The following is a 16,987-nucleotide window of genomic DNA, read 5'->3' on the forward strand; positions in this document are numbered from 1 at the left end:
CGATTGTAAATTCTATAACATTATATTTGATAATATTTTTCCAAAATGGAATAGCCAGAAAAGGCTGGTAATTATGGTAATAATCGAATTTTTGTTACTCTCAATTGGTCTGGCTGGTTAATAAAAATAATCTTTTGGCTACCTGCCGTTAGAGGGGGGATTCTTTCGGGCAATTAGCGCTCTTTCTGTCGAGTATGAGACTTTGGTTAAAAATAATATTGTGAGAGGCTGATGGTAGGGAAACTTATGGCTATAATGTAGCCAGTTGTTTATGAAAGCGAACTCTCAGTTCGATACCACTGAGTTATTTTCATTATGCGTTAGCTTAGGCGTATAGAATTGTAAGTAAACGGGATATTAATAATGAAGCTGACGGGGCATCTGGAAATCTTTTTGTTCGGATAGGTTAATGTAACTCCCGTAAGCTGATAAATGGATATAGGAAAACTAATGCCTGAATGATCGGTACTCTCAATTCAAAGATTGACTCTATTTTATGCTAAAAATTTACTGGTGCCAGCCTGGGGAAAACGCGCGCAGGGATGCGCCACTCTAATTATCCACTCTGCTACTTTTTATGTTTTGAAGTACCAAGTGAGTTCTCCTGGAAGTAACCACTTTATGAGGCTGGTTATTTAAATTGGTATTTACCGCAGTGGTTATTACTTCATTTTTCATTCATGGTTCCTCTATATATCCGGAGATCTAATTTAGCAACCTTTATATATTCAGCCTCACTGAAAATAACCGTGATCCGTATTGTATGAGGGGGAAAGTATTTTTCATTCTAAAAAATATGCCCTGTTTTTGCCACAGACGCGGTGAGTGCGTGAAAAATGGGGCCGGGTAGATTATTCTGCTTTCCTGCAACGCGCGTTATCACAATGAATAAAATAGCCGGCAGAGCCGGGGCGTTAAAATTGTGGGAAAGCGCGCGCCGGGCTGGCCCGCAAGGAACCAGACGTATTCGCAAAAAGAGTGGAAAAACGTGTGATCGAGTGGAGTTATGCAAGGATCGCCGCCCATCGCGGCGGCGGGCGGTTGGCGCCAGAGAATACGCTGGCAGGTATCGATGCCGGGGCGCGTTTTGGGCACCGGATGATTGAGTTTGATGTAAAGCTATCGCGAGATGGGCAACCTTTTTTGCTGCACGATGATACGCTCGACCGCACCAGTAATGCGTGGGGCGTAGCAGGCTGCCTGGACTGGTTACAGCTAAAGCGGGTTGATGCAGGAAGCTGGTTTGGCCGCGACTTTGACGGGGAACCTTTGCCGCTATTATCTGAAGTAGCGGAGCGCTGCCGCCGCTATGGCATGGAGGCCAATATTGAAATTAAGCCCACTACCGGGCTGGACGTCGAAACGGGTGCAGCAGTGGCGCGTGCAGCGCAAACGCTATGGCAGGGCATGAAGGCACCCTTGCTATCGTCTTTTTCTCCGCAGGCGCTGGCTGCGGCACGGTGCGCCGTACCGGAGCTGCCGCGCGGGCTATTAATGGATCGCTGGCGCGAAGACTGGCGTCAGCAGGCACGTTCGCTGGAGTGCGTCTCTTTGCATCTCAACCATCGCCTGTTAACGCCGGACCGTATTACGGCGATTAAACGAGAAGGACTGCGAATTCTGGCGTATACCGTTAACTCCCCGCACCGGGCGCGGGAACTACTGCGACTTGGCGTAGATACGCTGTGCACCGATCGCATTGATATCATTGGTCCGGACTTTGGCTCCTGATTTAGAACCCTGGCCACCGCTTGAAAGGCGTGAGGGCCAGGCGGCAATGTCGAAGCTGGCGGGCGTTTTTTATCGCACTATGAATAATCACTCCCAGTTCATTATTGGGCAGGTTTTCCTGCGCCTTGATAAGTTTGCGGTAAAAGTGGGTGCCGTTGCTTTGCTGGCAGGGTTCACTTCGGCATTTCCACAATGCGGGACTCTGTTAAACGCTGCTTTTGATACGGAGCGTATCTTGATATGGTTTTCTGCTTCGTTTTGGCTTTGGTAGGGCACTTATGCCGCAAATTTACCTATTTATCGGCGTTAACGGGCGATAAAAAAGCGCCTGCGAAGGCGCCTTAAGCACGGGTATTTAACGCCACGGATCATTATTGCGCGCGCGGCATTATCCGCTGCTGCGAGGTTACCGCGCCGGGCTGTGACTGACGAATGCGGTCGCGATCGGTTTGCATCTGGTTCTGTAGCCGCTGCTCCTGGCGCTGTTGCTGACTGCGTAACGCCTGCTGCAGATTATTTTGCTGCTGGTTTTGCTGAATACGCATTTCCTGCTGCGTTCTTTGCTGACTGGAGTTTTGCAATAGTGGTTCATTACGCATTTGCTGCGCCGTGAGCGGCTTTGCGCTGGCATATAGCGAAAATAACCCCATTCCTATGACGAATATCGCTTTCACGTTACGCTCCTCTTCGTGAAGGTTTCTCATATTGTACGCCTTTTCTCCACCTGGCGATGTTTTTTCAAACATTCTCAACCAGGCTTTACCGCAGGCTTGGCGATACGTTCAGCCGCATCCGTAAGCTACGGCGCGTCGCATACCTGCCAGGTCTATCTGATTTTGGGTGTTTCTGTGAGCCATTTCCTTCCAGACGGGAGAATATAACGATGAAGCAGTGGTTAATTGCGTGCGGGCTGGCGCTGGCGTTTCAGGCCGTGGCGGCTCCGCCGCCGGTTTCATATGGCGTAGAAGAAGATGTTTTTCATCCGACAGTGGCACGCCACGGTATGGTGTCATCGGTGGATGCGACGGCAACCCGAGTTGGCGTTGATATTTTAAAGCGCGGGGGAAATGCGGTAGACGCGGCCGTCGCCGTTGGGTTTGCTCTGGCGGTCACGCATCCTCAGGCAGGGAACCTGGGAGGCGGTGGATTTATGATGTTACATACCGCAGAGGGGAAAAATATCGCAATAGATTTCCGTGAGATGGCTCCAGCTTCCGCTAGCCGCGATATGTTCCTGGATGAAAAAGGGGAGGCGGACAGTAAAAAGTCTCTCACGTCGCATCTGGCTTCCGGTACGCCTGGCACCGTTGCCGGGTTTGCGCTGGCTCTTGAAAAATATGGCACGCTGCCGCTTAGCCGCGTGCTGCAGCCCGCTATTCGCCTGGCTAAAGAAGGTATTGTGGTAAATGATGCGCTGGCGGACGATCTGAAGCAGTACGGAAGCGAGGTTTTGCCTCAGCATGCGAATAGCAAGGCGATTTTCTGGAAGCTGAACGGTAAACCCTGGGCAAAGGGCGAACGGCTGGTGCAGCGTCATTTGGCCCATAGCCTGGCGTTAATTGCACAATCTGGACCAGATGCTTTTTATAAAGGCGCTATCGCGACGCAAATTGCCCAGGAGATGGCGAAGCACGGCGGTCTTATCACGAAAGCCGATCTTGGCGCTTATCGCGCCGTGGAACGCGAGCCAGTTCGCGGCGATTATCGCGGTTATCAAATTTATTCGATGCCCCCACCATCCTCCGGAGGAATTCATATCGTACAGATATTGAACATCCTGGAGAATAGCGACCTGGCGAAGTACGGATTTGGCAGCGCGGATGCAATGCATACGATGGCGGAAGCTGAGAAGTACGCTTATGCCGATCGCTCGGAATATTTGGGCGATCCGGATTTTGTAAAAGTACCGATTCAGGCTTTAACCAGTAAGGCCTACGCTAAATCTTTGGCGCAGCAAATCCATCTTAATAAAGCGCGGCCTTCGAGCGACATTAAACCTGGCAAGCTGGCACCTTATGAAAGCGACCAGACTACCCATTTCTCCGTGGTCGACAAAGAAGGTAACGCCGTAGCGGTCACTTATACGCTAAACACGACGTTTGGCAGCGGCATTGTCGCCGGTAATACCGGTATTTTAATGAATAATGAGATGGATGACTTTTCTGCGAAGCCGGGAACGCCGAATGTGTATGGTCTTGTTGGCGGTGAAGCGAACGCCGTGGCGCCGCGTAAACGCCCGCTGTCATCAATGTCGCCGACGCTGGTGCTGAAAGATGGGAAAGTCTGGCTGGTGACGGGCAGCCCCGGCGGGAGCCGTATTATTACAACGGTGCTGCAAATGCTGGTGAATACCATTGATTTTGGTATGAACGTTGCGGAGGCGACCAATGCGCCGCGCTTTCATCACCAGTGGTTGCCGGATGAACTGCGCGTTGAAAAAGGGTTTAGCCCGGACACGCTGCGTCTGCTTGAAGCAAAAGGACAGCATATTGCGGTGAAACCGGCGATGGGCAGTACACAAAGCATTATGGCAGCGCCCGACGGGACGCTTTACGGCGCGGCCGATCCCCGGACGCCAGACGATCTGGCGGCCGGCTATTAATTTTAATGCCGCTTCGCTGGTGCGGGGCGGCGTATTTTATTGTGAAGTAATGTTACTGGCAGGCTTACGAAGATCCCGATGGCCGGGTAAACCGGCGCGTTATTCCGCAGTCCGATGCTCGTTCTTTAACCGTGCCATAAAGTAGACATCCGTATATTCTCCGTTGCGCAGGGCGTATTGGCGTCCGGTGCCTTCTATAGCGAAATCATATTTTTGATACAGCGCCAGAGCCGGTGCGTTATCGACATAGACGCTTAATTCAAGGCGCTCGACGCGCAGCCAGTTATCACAGAGGTCGATGGCGCTTTGTAATAACGTAGAGGCGACACCCTGACCCTGCCAGTGAGGATCGACGCTGATACCGAAGCTTGCCACGTGGCTACGCCGCGGATTTTGTTCAACCTGGAGATGCAGATGCCCTGCAACGTTTGTATCAATACAGGCTACCAGATGGTGCTGCCCGGCCTGTTTTTGCGTGAGCCTCGTCAGCCAGGTATCGGGCGCAGGGTAGGGGAATTGCAGTGTATTGCGCAGTACATCAGGATGAGCGTTGATACGCAGTAATGCCTCGGCGTCTTCCGGCGCTGCGTGGCGTAGAGTGATATGAGGCATCCAATGATTCCTAAATGATGTGGTAGTTTTCTGGATACCACTGAATTTATTGATGGGCAAGTCCCAAGTCTGGCGTAGGGCTTTATTTGGGGAAGCCGGACAAACGCCTCATCTCGCCTAAGTGGAGCCGTATCTGGCAATCGTTGCCTTTAATTTTCGCCGTTAGATAACGGAAATAAGAATGCTCGGGTTCGCGTTACCCAGTGCGGGCAAACGGTTTATGAAACTACCGTTCCGCCGGAGCCGTATGCCTTAAGCGACGTTGGGGCCATGGGGTATGGCGGTGATTTGCATTAGAGGAAATGCCAAAAAATTTTCGAAATCGCTGGACACATGAGAATGATAATGATTATTATTGCACTGCGTTCAGGGGAGACTTTGCGGTGAAACCTGAAGGCACGACATTGCTCACATTGCTTCCAGTATTTTTTAGCCAGCCATGCGCTGGCTTTTTTTTATCTGTAGGAAACGGGTGATACCGGGGACTGCATTACCGTAAACAGTCGCCTTAATTGCTCTGCTATACAGGGCCGGAATGTCACCCCGCTGTTACTTCCCCGATGAAGGCAGTGCTAATGTCTATATCAGTCTGTGACAAACCCGAAACAGGCCTGTCCGTATCGTATACAAAAAAGACGGGCGATTAGCCCGATTGCACACAGGCCAGTTGCCTGTTCATAAATGTGAATATTTTTGAATGTTTAACCCGATGTACAATAGCGAATAGCGCGAACGGGCCGGTTAATCACGACTGGTCATCGCTGGATAGAATATACATGCCGGTGTTTTATTATTCATATTTTTTGAATGTAGGTATCAATTTTCCCCCTCTATCATCGCCGGGGTTTCAGGTCCACACTATTGTTATCGAGATTGTGCAGGGGGTTAATATGATTTATACACGTAAAGCCAATGAGCGCGGCCATGCTAATCACGGTTGGCTGGATTCATGGCATTCATTTTCGTTTGCGGACTATTATGATCCTAATTTTATGGGGTTTTCTGCGCTTCGCGTTATAAATGAAGATGTAATAGAGGCCGGGCAGGGGTTTGGCACCCATCCGCATAAAGATATGGAAATCCTGACTTATGTGCTGGAAGGGGCGGTTGAGCACCAGGATAGCATGGGCAACAAAGAACAGGTGCCAGCCGGTGAATTCCAAATAATGAGCGCCGGGACCGGCGTGCGCCATTCTGAATACAACCCGAAGGCGGATGAGCGCCTGCGCCTGTATCAGATCTGGATCATTCCCGAAAAAACGGGGATTGAGCCGCGCTATGAGCAGCGTCGATTTGATGCGCCGCAGGGCCGGCAATTGGTGCTGTCGCCGGATGCGCGTGAGGGTTCGCTCAGGGTTTATCAGGATATGGAGCTGTATCGCTGGGTGCTGGCGAAAGATGAACAGTCAATTTGGCAAATTGCCGCCGATCGCCGCGTCTGGATACAGGTTGTTAAAGGCGATGTGTCTATTAATGGGCAAAAAGCGACGACCAGCGACGGTATTGCTATTTGGGATGAACAGGCTATTTCAATCCATGCCGATAGCGCCAGTGAAATCCTGCTGTTCGATTTATCTCCGGTATAAACCGGGAATATCCAGGGTCGCCCGCCGGGCGGCCCTTTTTTTGAGTATAAGCGTCTTCGCCCCATAACACGGGAAGCCTGCGGCAGGACCGTGCTACACTGAGCCGGACCGTTATTGATAACTGCTTCAGGACAATGAAAAAGAAAAGACCGATATTGCAGGATGTTGCCGATCGCGTCGGCGTAACAAAAATGACGGTGAGTCGTTTTTTACGTAACCCTGAACAGGTCTCGGTGGCGTTGCGTGAAAAAATCGCCGTCGCGCTGGACGAACTGGGGTATATCCCCAATCGTGCGCCGGATATTCTATCTAATGCCACCAGTCGGGCAATTGGCGTTCTACTCCCGTCTTTAACCAACCAGGTATTCGCTGAAGTATTACGCGGCATTGAAAGTGTGATTGATGCGCACGGTTATCAGACGATGCTGGCGCACTATGGTTATCGTCCAGAGCTGGAAGAAGAACGTATTATGTCGATGCTCTCCTGGAACATTGACGGCTTAATTCTCTCCGAACGCGCACACACGCCGCGCACGGTGCGTATGATAGAAACCGCCGGAATCCCGGTGGTGGAATTGATGGATAGCGTCTCTCCGTGTCTTGATATTGCGGTGGGGTTTGATAACGTCGAAGCGGCGCGCCAAATGACCGAGCTAATGCTCCAGCGCGGGCATCGGCATATCGCCTATCTCGGCGCGCGTCTCGATGAACGCACAATCATGAAGCAGCGCGGCTATGAGCAGGCAATGCGCGACGCCGGGGTGACGCCTTACAGCGTAATGGATGAACAATCGTCTTCTTATTCCGCCGGTATTGCGCTTTTTCGTCGGGCTAAACGCGAATATCCGGAGCTTGACGGTATTTTTTGTACTAACGATGATCTTGCGGTGGGCGCGGCGTTTGAATGTCAGCGATTAGGGCTGCGCATCCCGGACGATATCGCGATTGCGGGTTTTCATGGGCATGATATCGGGCAAGTTATGGAGCCGCCGCTGGCCAGCGTTTTGACTCCGCGCGAACGGATGGGGCGTATCGGCGCTGAACGTTTACTGGCGCGCATCCGCGGTGAAAATGTGGTGCCAGCGCAGTGCGATCTGGGGTTTACATTATTCCCCGGCGGCTCTGTCTAGCGGCAATTCATTGGGAAACTCGGGAGCGTCAATACAGGGCTACTCATTCCTATTTGGGAAAGCGCCCGGTAATACGCCGTGCACCTGCCGGTGGTGGCGGGCAGGGCGAGACGCTGAGTCACCCTATTATTTGACAAGGTTCACAATTACAGGCAATTCCTGAAAACGGACGTTGCTTCTCTACACGCGGCGTTCGACAATGTTACCGATAACAGTTACCCGTAACATCACTATGCCGATGTTACTTTGTGTCAGTCGGAGTCGCGCTATGAGCACTATTAATCACGACCATCACGTTTATGTCCTGATGGGCGTTTCCGGTAGCGGTAAATCCGCCGTTGCCGGTGAAATGGCCCACAAACTTCATGCCGCTTTTCTGGACGGTGATTTCCTGCATCCTCGCCGTAATATCCTCAAGATGGCTTCCGGAGAGCCGCTGAACGATGACGACCGCATTCCGTGGCTAAAAGCGCTGAATGATGCTGCATTTGCTATGCAGCGCACCAATAAAATCTCGTTAATTGTCTGTTCTGCCTTGAAAAAAAGTTATCGAGATCTCCTGCGTGAAGGAAATCCTAATTTAGCGTTTATCTACCTGAAAGGAGATTACGCGCTGATTGAAAGCCGGCTTAAAGCCCGGAAGGGCCATTTCTTTAAACCGCAAATGCTGGTGACCCAATTCGATGCGTTGGAAGAGCCGCAGGCTGACGAAGGCGACGTTCTGGTTGTCGATATCGACCAGCCGCTGGATGGCGTGGTAGCAAATGCTATTTCTATGATTAAGCAAAATGAGGCGGGATCGTGAGTACATTAACGCTGGTATTAACCGCGGTAGGCTCTGTCCTGCTGCTATTGCTGTTGGTGATGAAGGCGCGAATGCACGCGTTTGTCGCACTGATGGTCGTTTCTGTTGGCGCGGGGCTGTTTTCCGGGATGCCGCTGGATAAAATCGCCGCCACGATGGAAAAAGGTATGGGCGGCACGCTCGGGTTCCTGGCCGTGGTAGTGGCGCTGGGAGCGATGTTTGGCAAAATCCTGCACGAAACCGGTGCGGTAGATCAGATAGCCGTAAAAATGCTGAAGTCATTTGGCCATAGCCGGGCGCACTACGCTATCGGGCTGGCCGGGCTGATTTGCGCGCTGCCGCTGTTTTTTGAAGTCGCAATCGTCCTGCTGATTAGCGTCGCGTTTTCAATGGCACGCCATACCGGCACTAACTTGATAAAACTGGTGATCCCGCTTTTTGCCGGGGTCGCGGCGGCGGCGGCTTTCCTGCTGCCCGGTCCGGCGCCGATGCTACTGGCTTCGCAAATGCACGCGGACTTTGGCTGGATGATCCTTATTGGCCTGTGCGCAGCGGTGCCGGGTATGATTATCGCCGGGCCGCTATTCGGTAACTTTATTAGCCGTTATGTTCAATTGTCTATTCCGGATGACGTTACAGAACCCCATTTGGGCGAAGGAAAATTGCCCTCTTTTGGATTTAGTCTGTCGCTTATTCTGCTGCCTTTAATTCTGGTGGGGCTGAAAACCATCGCCGCGCGTTTTACCGCCGAAGGCTCCACGCTCTATGAGTGGTTTGAGTTTATCGGCCATCCGTTTACCGCCATCTTGGTTGCCTGTCTGGTGGCTATCTATGGCCTGGCGATGCGCCAGGGTATGGATAAAGAGCGGGTGATGGAAATTTGTGGACATGCCCTTCAGCCCGCCGGGATTATCCTACTGGTTATTGGTGCCGGCGGCGTGTTCAAGCAGGTACTGGTGGATTCTGGCGTCGGCCCTGCGTTAGGTGAGGCGCTAACCGGCGTTGGGTTGCCGATTGCGGTTACCTGTTTTGTGCTGGCGGCGGCGGTGCGTATTATTCAGGGGTCCGCGACCGTGGCCTGTCTGACGGCCGTGGGCCTGGTCATGCCGGTAATTGAGCAGTTGCACTATTCAGGTGCCCAACTGGCGGCGCTGTCAATCTGCATTGCCGGCGGTTCTATTGTGGTCAGCCACGTAAATGATGCCGGATTCTGGCTATATGGGCGCTTCACCGGCGCTACCGAAGCGCAAACCCTGAAGACCTGGACGCTGATGGAGACTATCCTTGGCACGGTGGGTGCAATCGTTGGAATGATAGCCTTCGAGCTCCTTTCCTAATGCAGCAGGGCCGCCCGGTGGGCGGCTCTGCGCCTTTCCTCAATTTTAGTATTTAGACCACCCGTTCCGGTGGCCTACTTTTATCCTTTCATCCAGGCGCGGATTCCGTCAAGGAACATCTGCGTGGCCAGCATCACCAGAATCAGCCCCATGAGACGTTCCAGCGCATTTACGCCTTTTTCGCCCAGCAGCCTCAGGAACAGCGATGACTGAAGCAGGATAAATACCGTGCCGCCCCAGGCCAGCAGTAACGCAATAACCAGCGCGCTGATGTTGCCGGGATACTGGTGCGATAGCAGCATCAGCGTGGCAAGAAGCGTAGGTCCGGCTACCAGCGGGATCGCCAGCGGCACGATAAAAGGTTCTTCGCCGGCGGGCAGGCCGCTGGCATTGCCTTCATGGCTGGGGAAAATCATTTTAATCGCAATCAGAAATAAGATAATGCCGCCGGAAATCGAGACGGTTTCGGCGCGCAGATTCAAAAATGCCAGGATACGTTCGCCAGCGAACAGAAAAATCAGCATGATAAGCAGCGCAATAAGCAGTTCGCGGATCATAATCGCCCGGCGGCGCTTTGGCTCGGTATGCTTTAGCACCGACATAAAAATCGGTAGATTACCCAGCGGATCCATAATCAGTAGCAGCAAAACGGTGGCGGAAAAAATATCACTCATAAATGGCTTTCTCAAATAACAGATGACGAGAAAAAATGGGCGCTTTCTCGTTATTAATCAAATAAATATCAATGTATTGATTTTCTTAACGCTATTTTATCCTTTGCGGCCCGCCTGCGGCGGTGGCCAGTCCGTTGCGCTTTGCCCCTGGCGATAAGCGTTATTACTCAGGGCGGGGCTATCATCGATTATTTTCACTTGCGACTTTGGCAGCATTTTGTAAGGTGGATGACTGTACCAGTCTTACTGCTGGGATGCACAATTCGCTCTGACCTCTCAGGAATTATTCGCTATGAAAAATGTTGGTTTTATCGGCTGGCGCGGCATGGTTGGGTCTGTGCTGATGCAGCGCATGACGCAGGAGCACGACTTTGCGGCTATTCGCCCGATTTTCTTTTCTACGTCGCAGGTCGGTCAGCCGGCGCCTTCGTTCGCCGGACAGCCTGCTGAAAATGTGCTTCAGAATGCCTACTGTCTGGATTCGCTAAAGGCGCTGGATATTATCGTGACCTGCCAGGGCGGCTATTATACCAACGAAATCTATCCGGCGCTTCGGGAAAGTGGCTGGCAGGGTTACTGGATAGACGCTGCGTCCACGCTGCGGATGCGGGAAGACGCGACGATCGTACTCGATCCGGTCAATCAACGCGTAATAGATGAAGCTCTGAATCGCGGCGGCAAAACGTTTGTCGGCGGCAACTGTACCGTGAGCCTGATGCTAATGTCGCTGGGAGGATTATTCGCGAATGGGCTGGTAGAGTGGGCCTCTGTGGCTACGTATCAGGCGGCCTCTGGCGGCGGCGCGCGCCATATGCGCGAGTTGATTACGCAAATGGGTATGCTGCACGACGACGTAGCCGAAGCGCTCGCCAATCCTGCCTCCGCCATTCTGGATATTGAGCGCCGCGTTACGCAGTTAACCCGCAGCGGTGAATTACCGGTGGATAACTTTGGCGTGCCGCTGGCCGGCAGCCTTATTCCCTGGATTGATAAGCAGTTGGATAACGGGCAAAGCCGCGAAGAGTGGAAAGGGCAGGCGGAAACCAACAAAATTCTAGCCACGTCAAACACTATCCCCGTTGACGGCCTGTGCGTTCGCGTGGGAGCGCTGCGTTGCCATAGCCAGGCATTTACGCTGAAACTGAAAAAAGAGGTGTCGCTGCCCACCATAGAAGCCATGCTGGCTGATCATAATGAATGGGTAAAAGTGGTGCCGAATGAGCGTGAAATCACGATGCGTGAACTTACGCCGGCGGCAGTCACCGGTACCCTCAACGCGCCCGTTGGGCGTCTGCGTAAGCTGAATATGGGCCCAGAGTATTTATCCGCGTTTACGGTCGGCGATCAGCTTTTGTGGGGAGCCGCCGAGCCGCTGCGACGTATGCTGCGTCAGCTTGCCTAAACTTTCCATTATTAATGTGGCCCGAGAGCGGAGCGGCATGGTTGCTGAGCTGAAGCAGGTGAGGGTTATAAACTGCTCTGCAGCGAAATCGCTATGTCCTGGCTTTGGCGGGCTGCAGCGGCGAATGTTTTCTAAATAATGCCGCGCTGCGTGAAATACAGCGCGGCCTTGCGTGTTGGTGGAAAAGACATTAATTCATATCACCCGGCCTGTGTATTCCCGGCTGGATGACATGACGTAGAGCCATAGCGCTGGCGTGAAAACGGAGTCAGGAAGCCTGGGATAAACGCTGTTCAGTCGCCTGTTTTAGCCACTCGCTAACCCGAGTCTGTTGTTCATCATTCAGCCACATGCCCAGCTTCGTGCGACGCCAGATAGCATCTTCCAGTCGGCGAACCCATTCGTGTTCAACCAAATAACGCAGCTCGGCCTCATACAGATCGTGACCAAAATTTTCACCTAGCTGGTCCAGCGCCTGTGCGTCTTTAAGGATGAGTTCGCTATTACTTCCGTAAGTACAGGCATAACGGTGCGCCATAGCCTCGCCCATAAACGGATAACGGCTATGCAAACGCTGCGCATATTGTTCACGCGAGCCGTGAATATCGCCGCCGGGCAGCACGCCTGTCTTGGTCCACGCCGGACCGATATTACTGTAATAGGCGGTCAGCTTTTCCAGAGCGTGTTCGGCCAATTTACGGTAAGTAGTTAGCTTCCCGCCAAACACGGAAAGCAGCGGTGCCTGCCCGTTATCATCATGCACATCCAGCGTATAATCGCGGGTGATGGCCTGCGGCGAATCGGATTCATCGTCGCAAAGTGGGCGCACGCCGGAATACGTCCAGACGATATCTTGCCTGGCCAGCTGTTTTTTAAAGTGCTTGTTGTACACCTGAAGCAGGTAATCAATCTCGTTGTCATCGATTTTAACCTGCTGGGGATCGCCGTGATATTCCACGTCGGTGGTGCCAATTATCGAGAATTCATTCAGCCATGGGATCACAAATACGATGCGCTTATCTTCATTTTGCAGAATATAGGCCTGCTTTTCCGTATGCGCGCGCGGCACTACAATATGGCTGCCTTTGATAAGGCGGATACCGTACGGTGAAGGTAAATGCAGCCCTTCATCGAAGAAATGTTTCACCCAGGGGCCAGTGGCATTCACTAGCCCGCGCGCCTGCCAGGTATAGCGTTTGCCCGTATCGGCATCTTCGGCTTCCACGACCCATAGCCCATTTTCGCGGCGCGCGGAGACCGCGCGGGTTCGGGTCATTACTTCACCGCCTTTACGCGCCACCATCTGCGCGTTCGCCAGCACCAGGCGCGCATCGTCTACCCAGCAGTCGGAATATTCGAAGCCACGTTTCATTTCAGGTTTGAGGACGGAATCCGGGCCAAAGCGCAGGCTGGTCGAACGTGGCAGGCTGGTGCGCTTACCCAAATGATCGTACAGGAACATGCCGATGCGGATCATCCACGCCGGACGCAGATGCGGGCGATGGGGAAGACGAAAACGCATAGGGAAAGCAATGTGTGGCGCCAGCCCAAGCAGCACCTCGCGTTCAGCCAGAGCTTCACTGACCAGACGAAACTCATAGTGCTCAAGATAGCGTAAACCGCCGTGAATAAGTTTTGAACTGGCGGATGAGGTTGCGCAGGCCAAATCGTTGGCCTCAAGCATCAGCACGGATAAACCGCGCCCGGCGGCGTCTGCCGCGATACCGGCACCGTTAATCCCGCCACCTATCACAATCAGATCTTTGGTTTCCATGCTGGCCTCGTGAGTTTCGTTAAAGTTCATAAATGTTCGTTATCGCTCATAATAGCAGGGAAACGCGCCTCAGGTAACCATAAAAAAGCATTTCCACGTGACGGTGCTAACAGAAAAAGCGTCTCATTATCCGAGTGCGGGAAAACGCACGTTACGATACGCTGGTTTAAGGTGTGCTACCGTGGGCGAAGCGGTAAGTACGTTCTCGCGAAGCGCGCCGCAACACTCACCTGCATTCATCAAAATAATGAGAACACTATGGAGAATTTTGAACATATCACTCCCGATGAGGCCTACCAGCGCTTGCGTCAGGGCGACGCCGTACTGGTGGATATCCGCGATCCGCAAAGTTATGCCGTAGGGCATGCCAAAGGCGCTTTTCACCTGACGAATGACACCCTTGTCGCTTTTATGCAGCATACCGAGTTTGAAACTCCCGTTTTCGTCATGTGCTATCACGGGATCAGCAGCCAGGGCGCTGCGCAGTATCTGCTGCAGCAAGGATTCGAGCACGTTTATAGTGTTGAAGGCGGTTTTGAGACCTGGCAGCGGCGTTTCCCGGAAGATGTGGCCAGCGGCCTGGAAGAGTAGTAAGGCAAAACCACCCGCTTCACGCTATGCGATGGTATATACTGCCCCTTTTCTTAATAAGGGTAGCGAATCGCCCATGAAAATGATCACTTCCTTCGCGAACCCACGCGTGGCGCAGGCATTTGTCGATTATATGGCGACGCAGGGCGTCGTGTTGACGCTTCAGCGCCATGAACAAAGCGACGTATGGCTGGTGGATGACGGTAAAGAAGACTATGTGCGCGCTGAGCTCGCCGCTTTTCTGGCGCAGCCTGATAACCCACGCTATTTGGCGGCAAGCTGGCAGGCGGGCGACACGGGCAGCGGGCTGCGCTATCAAGGTTATCCTTTTTTTAAAGCACTGCGCGAGCGCGCCGGTGCCTTGACTATCGCGATTGCGATAGCGTGCATTTTCGTTTTTATAGCGATGCAATTAGTGGGGGATCGGGCGGTTATGATTTGGCTGGCCTGGCCCAGCGATGATTCACAATCCTTTGAAATATGGCGTTATTTTACACATGCGCTGCTTCATTTTTCGCTGCTGCACATTCTGTTTAACCTGATATGGTGGTGGTACCTCGGCGGAGCGATGGAAAAAACGCTGGGCAGCGGCAAGCTATTGGTGCTGACGCTGGTATCCGCCCTATTTAGCGGTTTTGTACAGCACGCTTTCAGCGGCGCTTGGTTTGGCGGCCTTTCTGGCGTGGTGTATGCCCTGATGGGCTATGTGTGGCTATACGGTGAGCGTCAGCCGGAAGGCGGGTTGTATCTGGAGCGCGGGATTATGGTATTCGCCGTGCTGTGGCTAATTGTCGGCTGGTTTGACTGGTTCGGCATGTCCATTGCTAATGGTGCGCACGCTGCTGGGCTGGTGATTGGCCTTGCGATGGCGCTGGTTGATACGCGCCACGCGCGTAAACGAACATAAACGCCGAAAAGAGAGCCCACTCGCTGAGAGACGCTCCCTGCAAAACACGCAAAAAGCGACGTTTTTGCGCCGCAAACACACAATTGAGTACAAATTTGGGGAGTCGATGTGAAGCAAACGCAGCGCCACGATGCCATTGTTGAATTGGTTAAAAAGCAGGGATATGTCAGCACCGAAGAGTTAGTCGATCAGTTTGACGTCAGCCCGCAGACGATACGCCGTGACCTAAACGAGCTGGCAGAACAGAACCTCATTATGCGCCATCACGGCGGCGCGGCGCTACCGTCTAGCTCCGTGAATACTTCATGGCACGACCGCAAGGCGACACAGACCGCAGAAAAAGAGCGTATTGCGCACAAAGTTGCCAGCCAAATCCCCGACGGCGCGACGCTATTTATCGATATAGGCACTACGCCGGAAGCGGTAGCGCATGCATTGCTCGGGCATAGTCATTTGCGCATCGTCACGAATAACCTGAATGTTGCGAATACGCTTATGGCGCGGGAGGACTTTCGCATTATTCTCGCCGGTGGGGAACTACGCAGCCGCGATGGCGGAATTATCGGTGAAGCGACGCTGGATTTTATCTCTCAGTTTCGCCTGGATTACGGCATTTTGGGGATCAGCGGCGTGGATATGGACGGCTCTTTACTTGAGTTTGACTATCATGAAGTGCGCACCAAAAAGGCGATTATTGAAAACTCCAGGCAGGTATTACTGGTGACGGACAGTTCTAAATTTGGGCGTAACGCAATGGTGAATATGGGGAGTATCAGCCTGGTAAATGCGGTTTATACGGATGCGATGCCGCCAGAAAGCGTAATGCAGGTGATTAAAGCGAATAATGTGCATCTGGAACTGTGTTAATTTTTCTTACGCGGAATAATCCCGCGTGATTAGTTCATATTTATAAATGACAGTTCGATTTGCAGCGCCCAGGCTGTCGCCAGAAGGATCATAAAATGGTAAAGCTCATGGAGATCGGTTTCTCCGTTATTAAGCGCCTCTTTCAATTCGTAGCATAATGCCTTATTTTCCAGGCTTAAGGTATACCAGTATGCGCCTCTACAAGTGTATTCCGTCAGGCGAATGATGGTAATAGTTTGGGACGGTAGTACGAAATAGAGATCGTTATACTGTAATCCGGGCTGGCGCTGCAAATTACGCGTGGCATAAAGCGTGTTATGAAACGGGGTATTTTTGTCACCTTTGATAGCAGGAAGCCACGTGGTGCCAGGCAGTATATTACCCAGTTGACGAATAATGCTTTCATTCCAGCGTTGAGTAAATTTTTCGAAATTATCGTGTTGACGAATAAAATCTGTTGAAAAAAAACTAGGAAGCCGCCAGAACTTAACCTGTTGATAATCAGAGTAAGTTTTTTGAAAATATATAGGGCTATTAATATCTTTTCGCGTGACTTGAAATAATTCTTCAGATAGCTCACGCGGTCTTGAATCAGGTATCAAATCTGTCTCTTTCCCAATGTTTTGTTCCTGCGTATTACTAACCTTTGAACTCGACCATGCACACAACAAATATCCGATAATACTTATAACAATACCGGTAAGTGCTCCATGATAAATAAAACTCCCGGCGGCAAAACCCAGGAAACAGAAGAAGTGAGGCAATATAAAGGCCGAATGTAGCCGCTTCCATTTATACCTGGCCAATATAGTTATGAAAGATAAAGCGCTAAAGGTAATAAGCGTCAGGTAAAAATGCGGGAAAACAAATGGAAGTGCTATAACGCCGGCAAGAGTGATTGCAAAAAGCATATTTCTTCCCTGAAACTCGCCTTTTATGTTTGATGCCCGGGCGCTGCGTTCAGCGCCC

16 protein-coding genes and 1 pseudogene are annotated in these 16,987 nt (G+C 52.0%); 12 read left to right on the forward strand and 5 right to left on the reverse strand.

Features of this window, described 5'->3' with window-relative positions; genetic code table 11:
• The first annotated feature begins 990 nt into the window (after positions 1-990).
• Entirely contained in the window at positions 991-1,731 is a 741-nt protein-coding gene (gene ugpQ / locus SFA31_RS04310; RefSeq protein WP_322836870.1) for a glycerophosphodiester phosphodiesterase, read from the forward strand.
• Positions 1,732-1,777: 46 nt separating this feature from the next.
• Positions 1,778-2,002, forward strand: coding sequence for a hypothetical protein (locus SFA31_RS04315; protein ID WP_322836871.1), 225 nt, complete (start codon positions 1,778-1,780; stop codon positions 2,000-2,002).
• Between the two features lie 100 nt (positions 2,003-2,102).
• Here SFA31_RS04315 and SFA31_RS04320 read toward each other — a convergent pair whose 3' ends face one another.
• Positions 2,103-2,435, reverse strand: coding sequence for a DUF2756 domain-containing protein (locus SFA31_RS04320; RefSeq protein WP_322836872.1), 333 nt, complete (start codon positions 2,433-2,435; stop codon positions 2,103-2,105).
• Positions 2,436-2,614: 179 nt separating this feature from the next.
• Here SFA31_RS04320 and ggt point away from each other — a divergent pair, with 179 nt between their 5' ends.
• On the forward strand, positions 2,615-4,333 hold the full coding sequence (ggt, locus tag SFA31_RS04325; protein ID WP_322836873.1) for a gamma-glutamyltransferase: 1,719 nt from the start codon (positions 2,615-2,617) through the stop codon (positions 4,331-4,333).
• A 99-nt stretch (positions 4,334-4,432) separates the two neighbouring features.
• Here the strand turns inward: ggt and SFA31_RS04330 are convergent, their stop codons facing one another.
• Positions 4,433-4,945, reverse strand: coding sequence for a GNAT family N-acetyltransferase (locus tag SFA31_RS04330; protein ID WP_322836874.1), 513 nt, complete (start codon positions 4,943-4,945; stop codon positions 4,433-4,435).
• A gap of 189 nt (positions 4,946-5,134) precedes the next feature.
• Between SFA31_RS04330 and SFA31_RS04335 the strand changes: the two are divergent.
• The 5 genes and pseudogenes from SFA31_RS04335 to gntU form a co-directional block, all read left to right on the forward strand.
• A pseudogene (locus SFA31_RS04335) lies at positions 5,135-5,242 on the forward strand (fimbria/pilus outer membrane usher protein); the annotation flags it as partial.
• A 593-nt stretch (positions 5,243-5,835) separates the two neighbouring features.
• Positions 5,836-6,531 (forward strand): pirin family protein, encoded by a 696-nt coding sequence (locus SFA31_RS04340; protein WP_322836875.1) that lies wholly within the window; start codon positions 5,836-5,838, stop codon positions 6,529-6,531.
• Positions 6,532-6,665: 134 nt separating this feature from the next.
• On the forward strand, positions 6,666-7,661 hold the full coding sequence (gene gntR, locus SFA31_RS04345) for a gluconate operon transcriptional repressor GntR (protein ID WP_322836876.1): 996 nt from the start codon (positions 6,666-6,668) through the stop codon (positions 7,659-7,661).
• A 268-nt stretch (positions 7,662-7,929) separates the two neighbouring features.
• Entirely contained in the window at positions 7,930-8,466 is a 537-nt protein-coding gene (gene gntK / locus SFA31_RS04350; protein ID WP_322836877.1) for a gluconokinase, read from the forward strand.
• On the forward strand, positions 8,463-9,803 hold the full coding sequence (gntU, locus tag SFA31_RS04355; RefSeq protein WP_322836878.1) for a gluconate transporter: 1,341 nt from the start codon (positions 8,463-8,465) through the stop codon (positions 9,801-9,803). The genes gntK and gntU overlap by 4 nt, the downstream gene beginning before the upstream one ends.
• Positions 9,804-9,883: 80 nt before the next feature.
• Here gntU and SFA31_RS04360 read toward each other — a convergent pair whose 3' ends face one another.
• On the reverse strand, positions 9,884-10,477 hold the full coding sequence (locus SFA31_RS04360; protein WP_322836879.1) for a YhgN family NAAT transporter: 594 nt from the start codon (positions 10,475-10,477) through the stop codon (positions 9,884-9,886).
• A gap of 292 nt (positions 10,478-10,769) precedes the next feature.
• On the opposite strand from SFA31_RS04360, the gene asd reads away from it, so the two are divergent.
• Positions 10,770-11,879 carry an aspartate-semialdehyde dehydrogenase gene (gene asd / locus SFA31_RS04365; protein WP_322836880.1) on the forward strand — a complete coding sequence of 370 codons (1,110 nt, stop codon included), beginning with the start codon at positions 10,770-10,772 and terminating at the stop codon, positions 11,877-11,879.
• A 268-nt stretch (positions 11,880-12,147) separates the two neighbouring features.
• On the opposite strand, the gene glpD is transcribed toward asd, so the two are convergent.
• Positions 12,148-13,653 (reverse strand): glycerol-3-phosphate dehydrogenase, encoded by a 1,506-nt coding sequence (glpD, locus tag SFA31_RS04370; protein ID WP_322836881.1) that lies wholly within the window; start codon positions 13,651-13,653, stop codon positions 12,148-12,150.
• 258 nt (positions 13,654-13,911) lie between these two features.
• Between glpD and glpE the strand changes: the two genes are divergently transcribed.
• The 3 genes from glpE (at position 13,912) to SFA31_RS04385 (ending at position 16,018) form a co-directional block, all read left to right on the forward strand.
• A complete protein-coding gene (glpE, locus tag SFA31_RS04375) occupies positions 13,912-14,244 on the forward strand; it encodes a thiosulfate sulfurtransferase GlpE (RefSeq protein ID WP_322836882.1) in 333 nt (110 codons plus the stop codon).
• 76 nt (positions 14,245-14,320) lie between these two features.
• Positions 14,321-15,151, forward strand: coding sequence for a rhomboid family intramembrane serine protease GlpG (glpG, locus tag SFA31_RS04380; RefSeq protein WP_322836883.1), 831 nt, complete (start codon positions 14,321-14,323; stop codon positions 15,149-15,151).
• Positions 15,152-15,259: 108 nt separating this feature from the next.
• Positions 15,260-16,018 (forward strand): DeoR/GlpR family transcriptional regulator, encoded by a 759-nt coding sequence (locus SFA31_RS04385; RefSeq protein WP_322836884.1) that lies wholly within the window; start codon positions 15,260-15,262, stop codon positions 16,016-16,018.
• 29 nt (positions 16,019-16,047) lie between these two features.
• Here SFA31_RS04385 and SFA31_RS04390 read toward each other — a convergent pair whose 3' ends face one another.
• Positions 16,048-16,929 (reverse strand): hypothetical protein, encoded by an 882-nt coding sequence (locus SFA31_RS04390; protein WP_322836885.1) that lies wholly within the window; start codon positions 16,927-16,929, stop codon positions 16,048-16,050.
• Between the last annotated feature and the right edge of the window lie 58 nt (positions 16,930-16,987).

Source organism: Erwinia sp. HR93 (assembly GCF_034555055.1).
GTDB lineage: Bacteria > Pseudomonadota > Gammaproteobacteria > Enterobacterales > Enterobacteriaceae > Apirhabdus > Apirhabdus apintestini.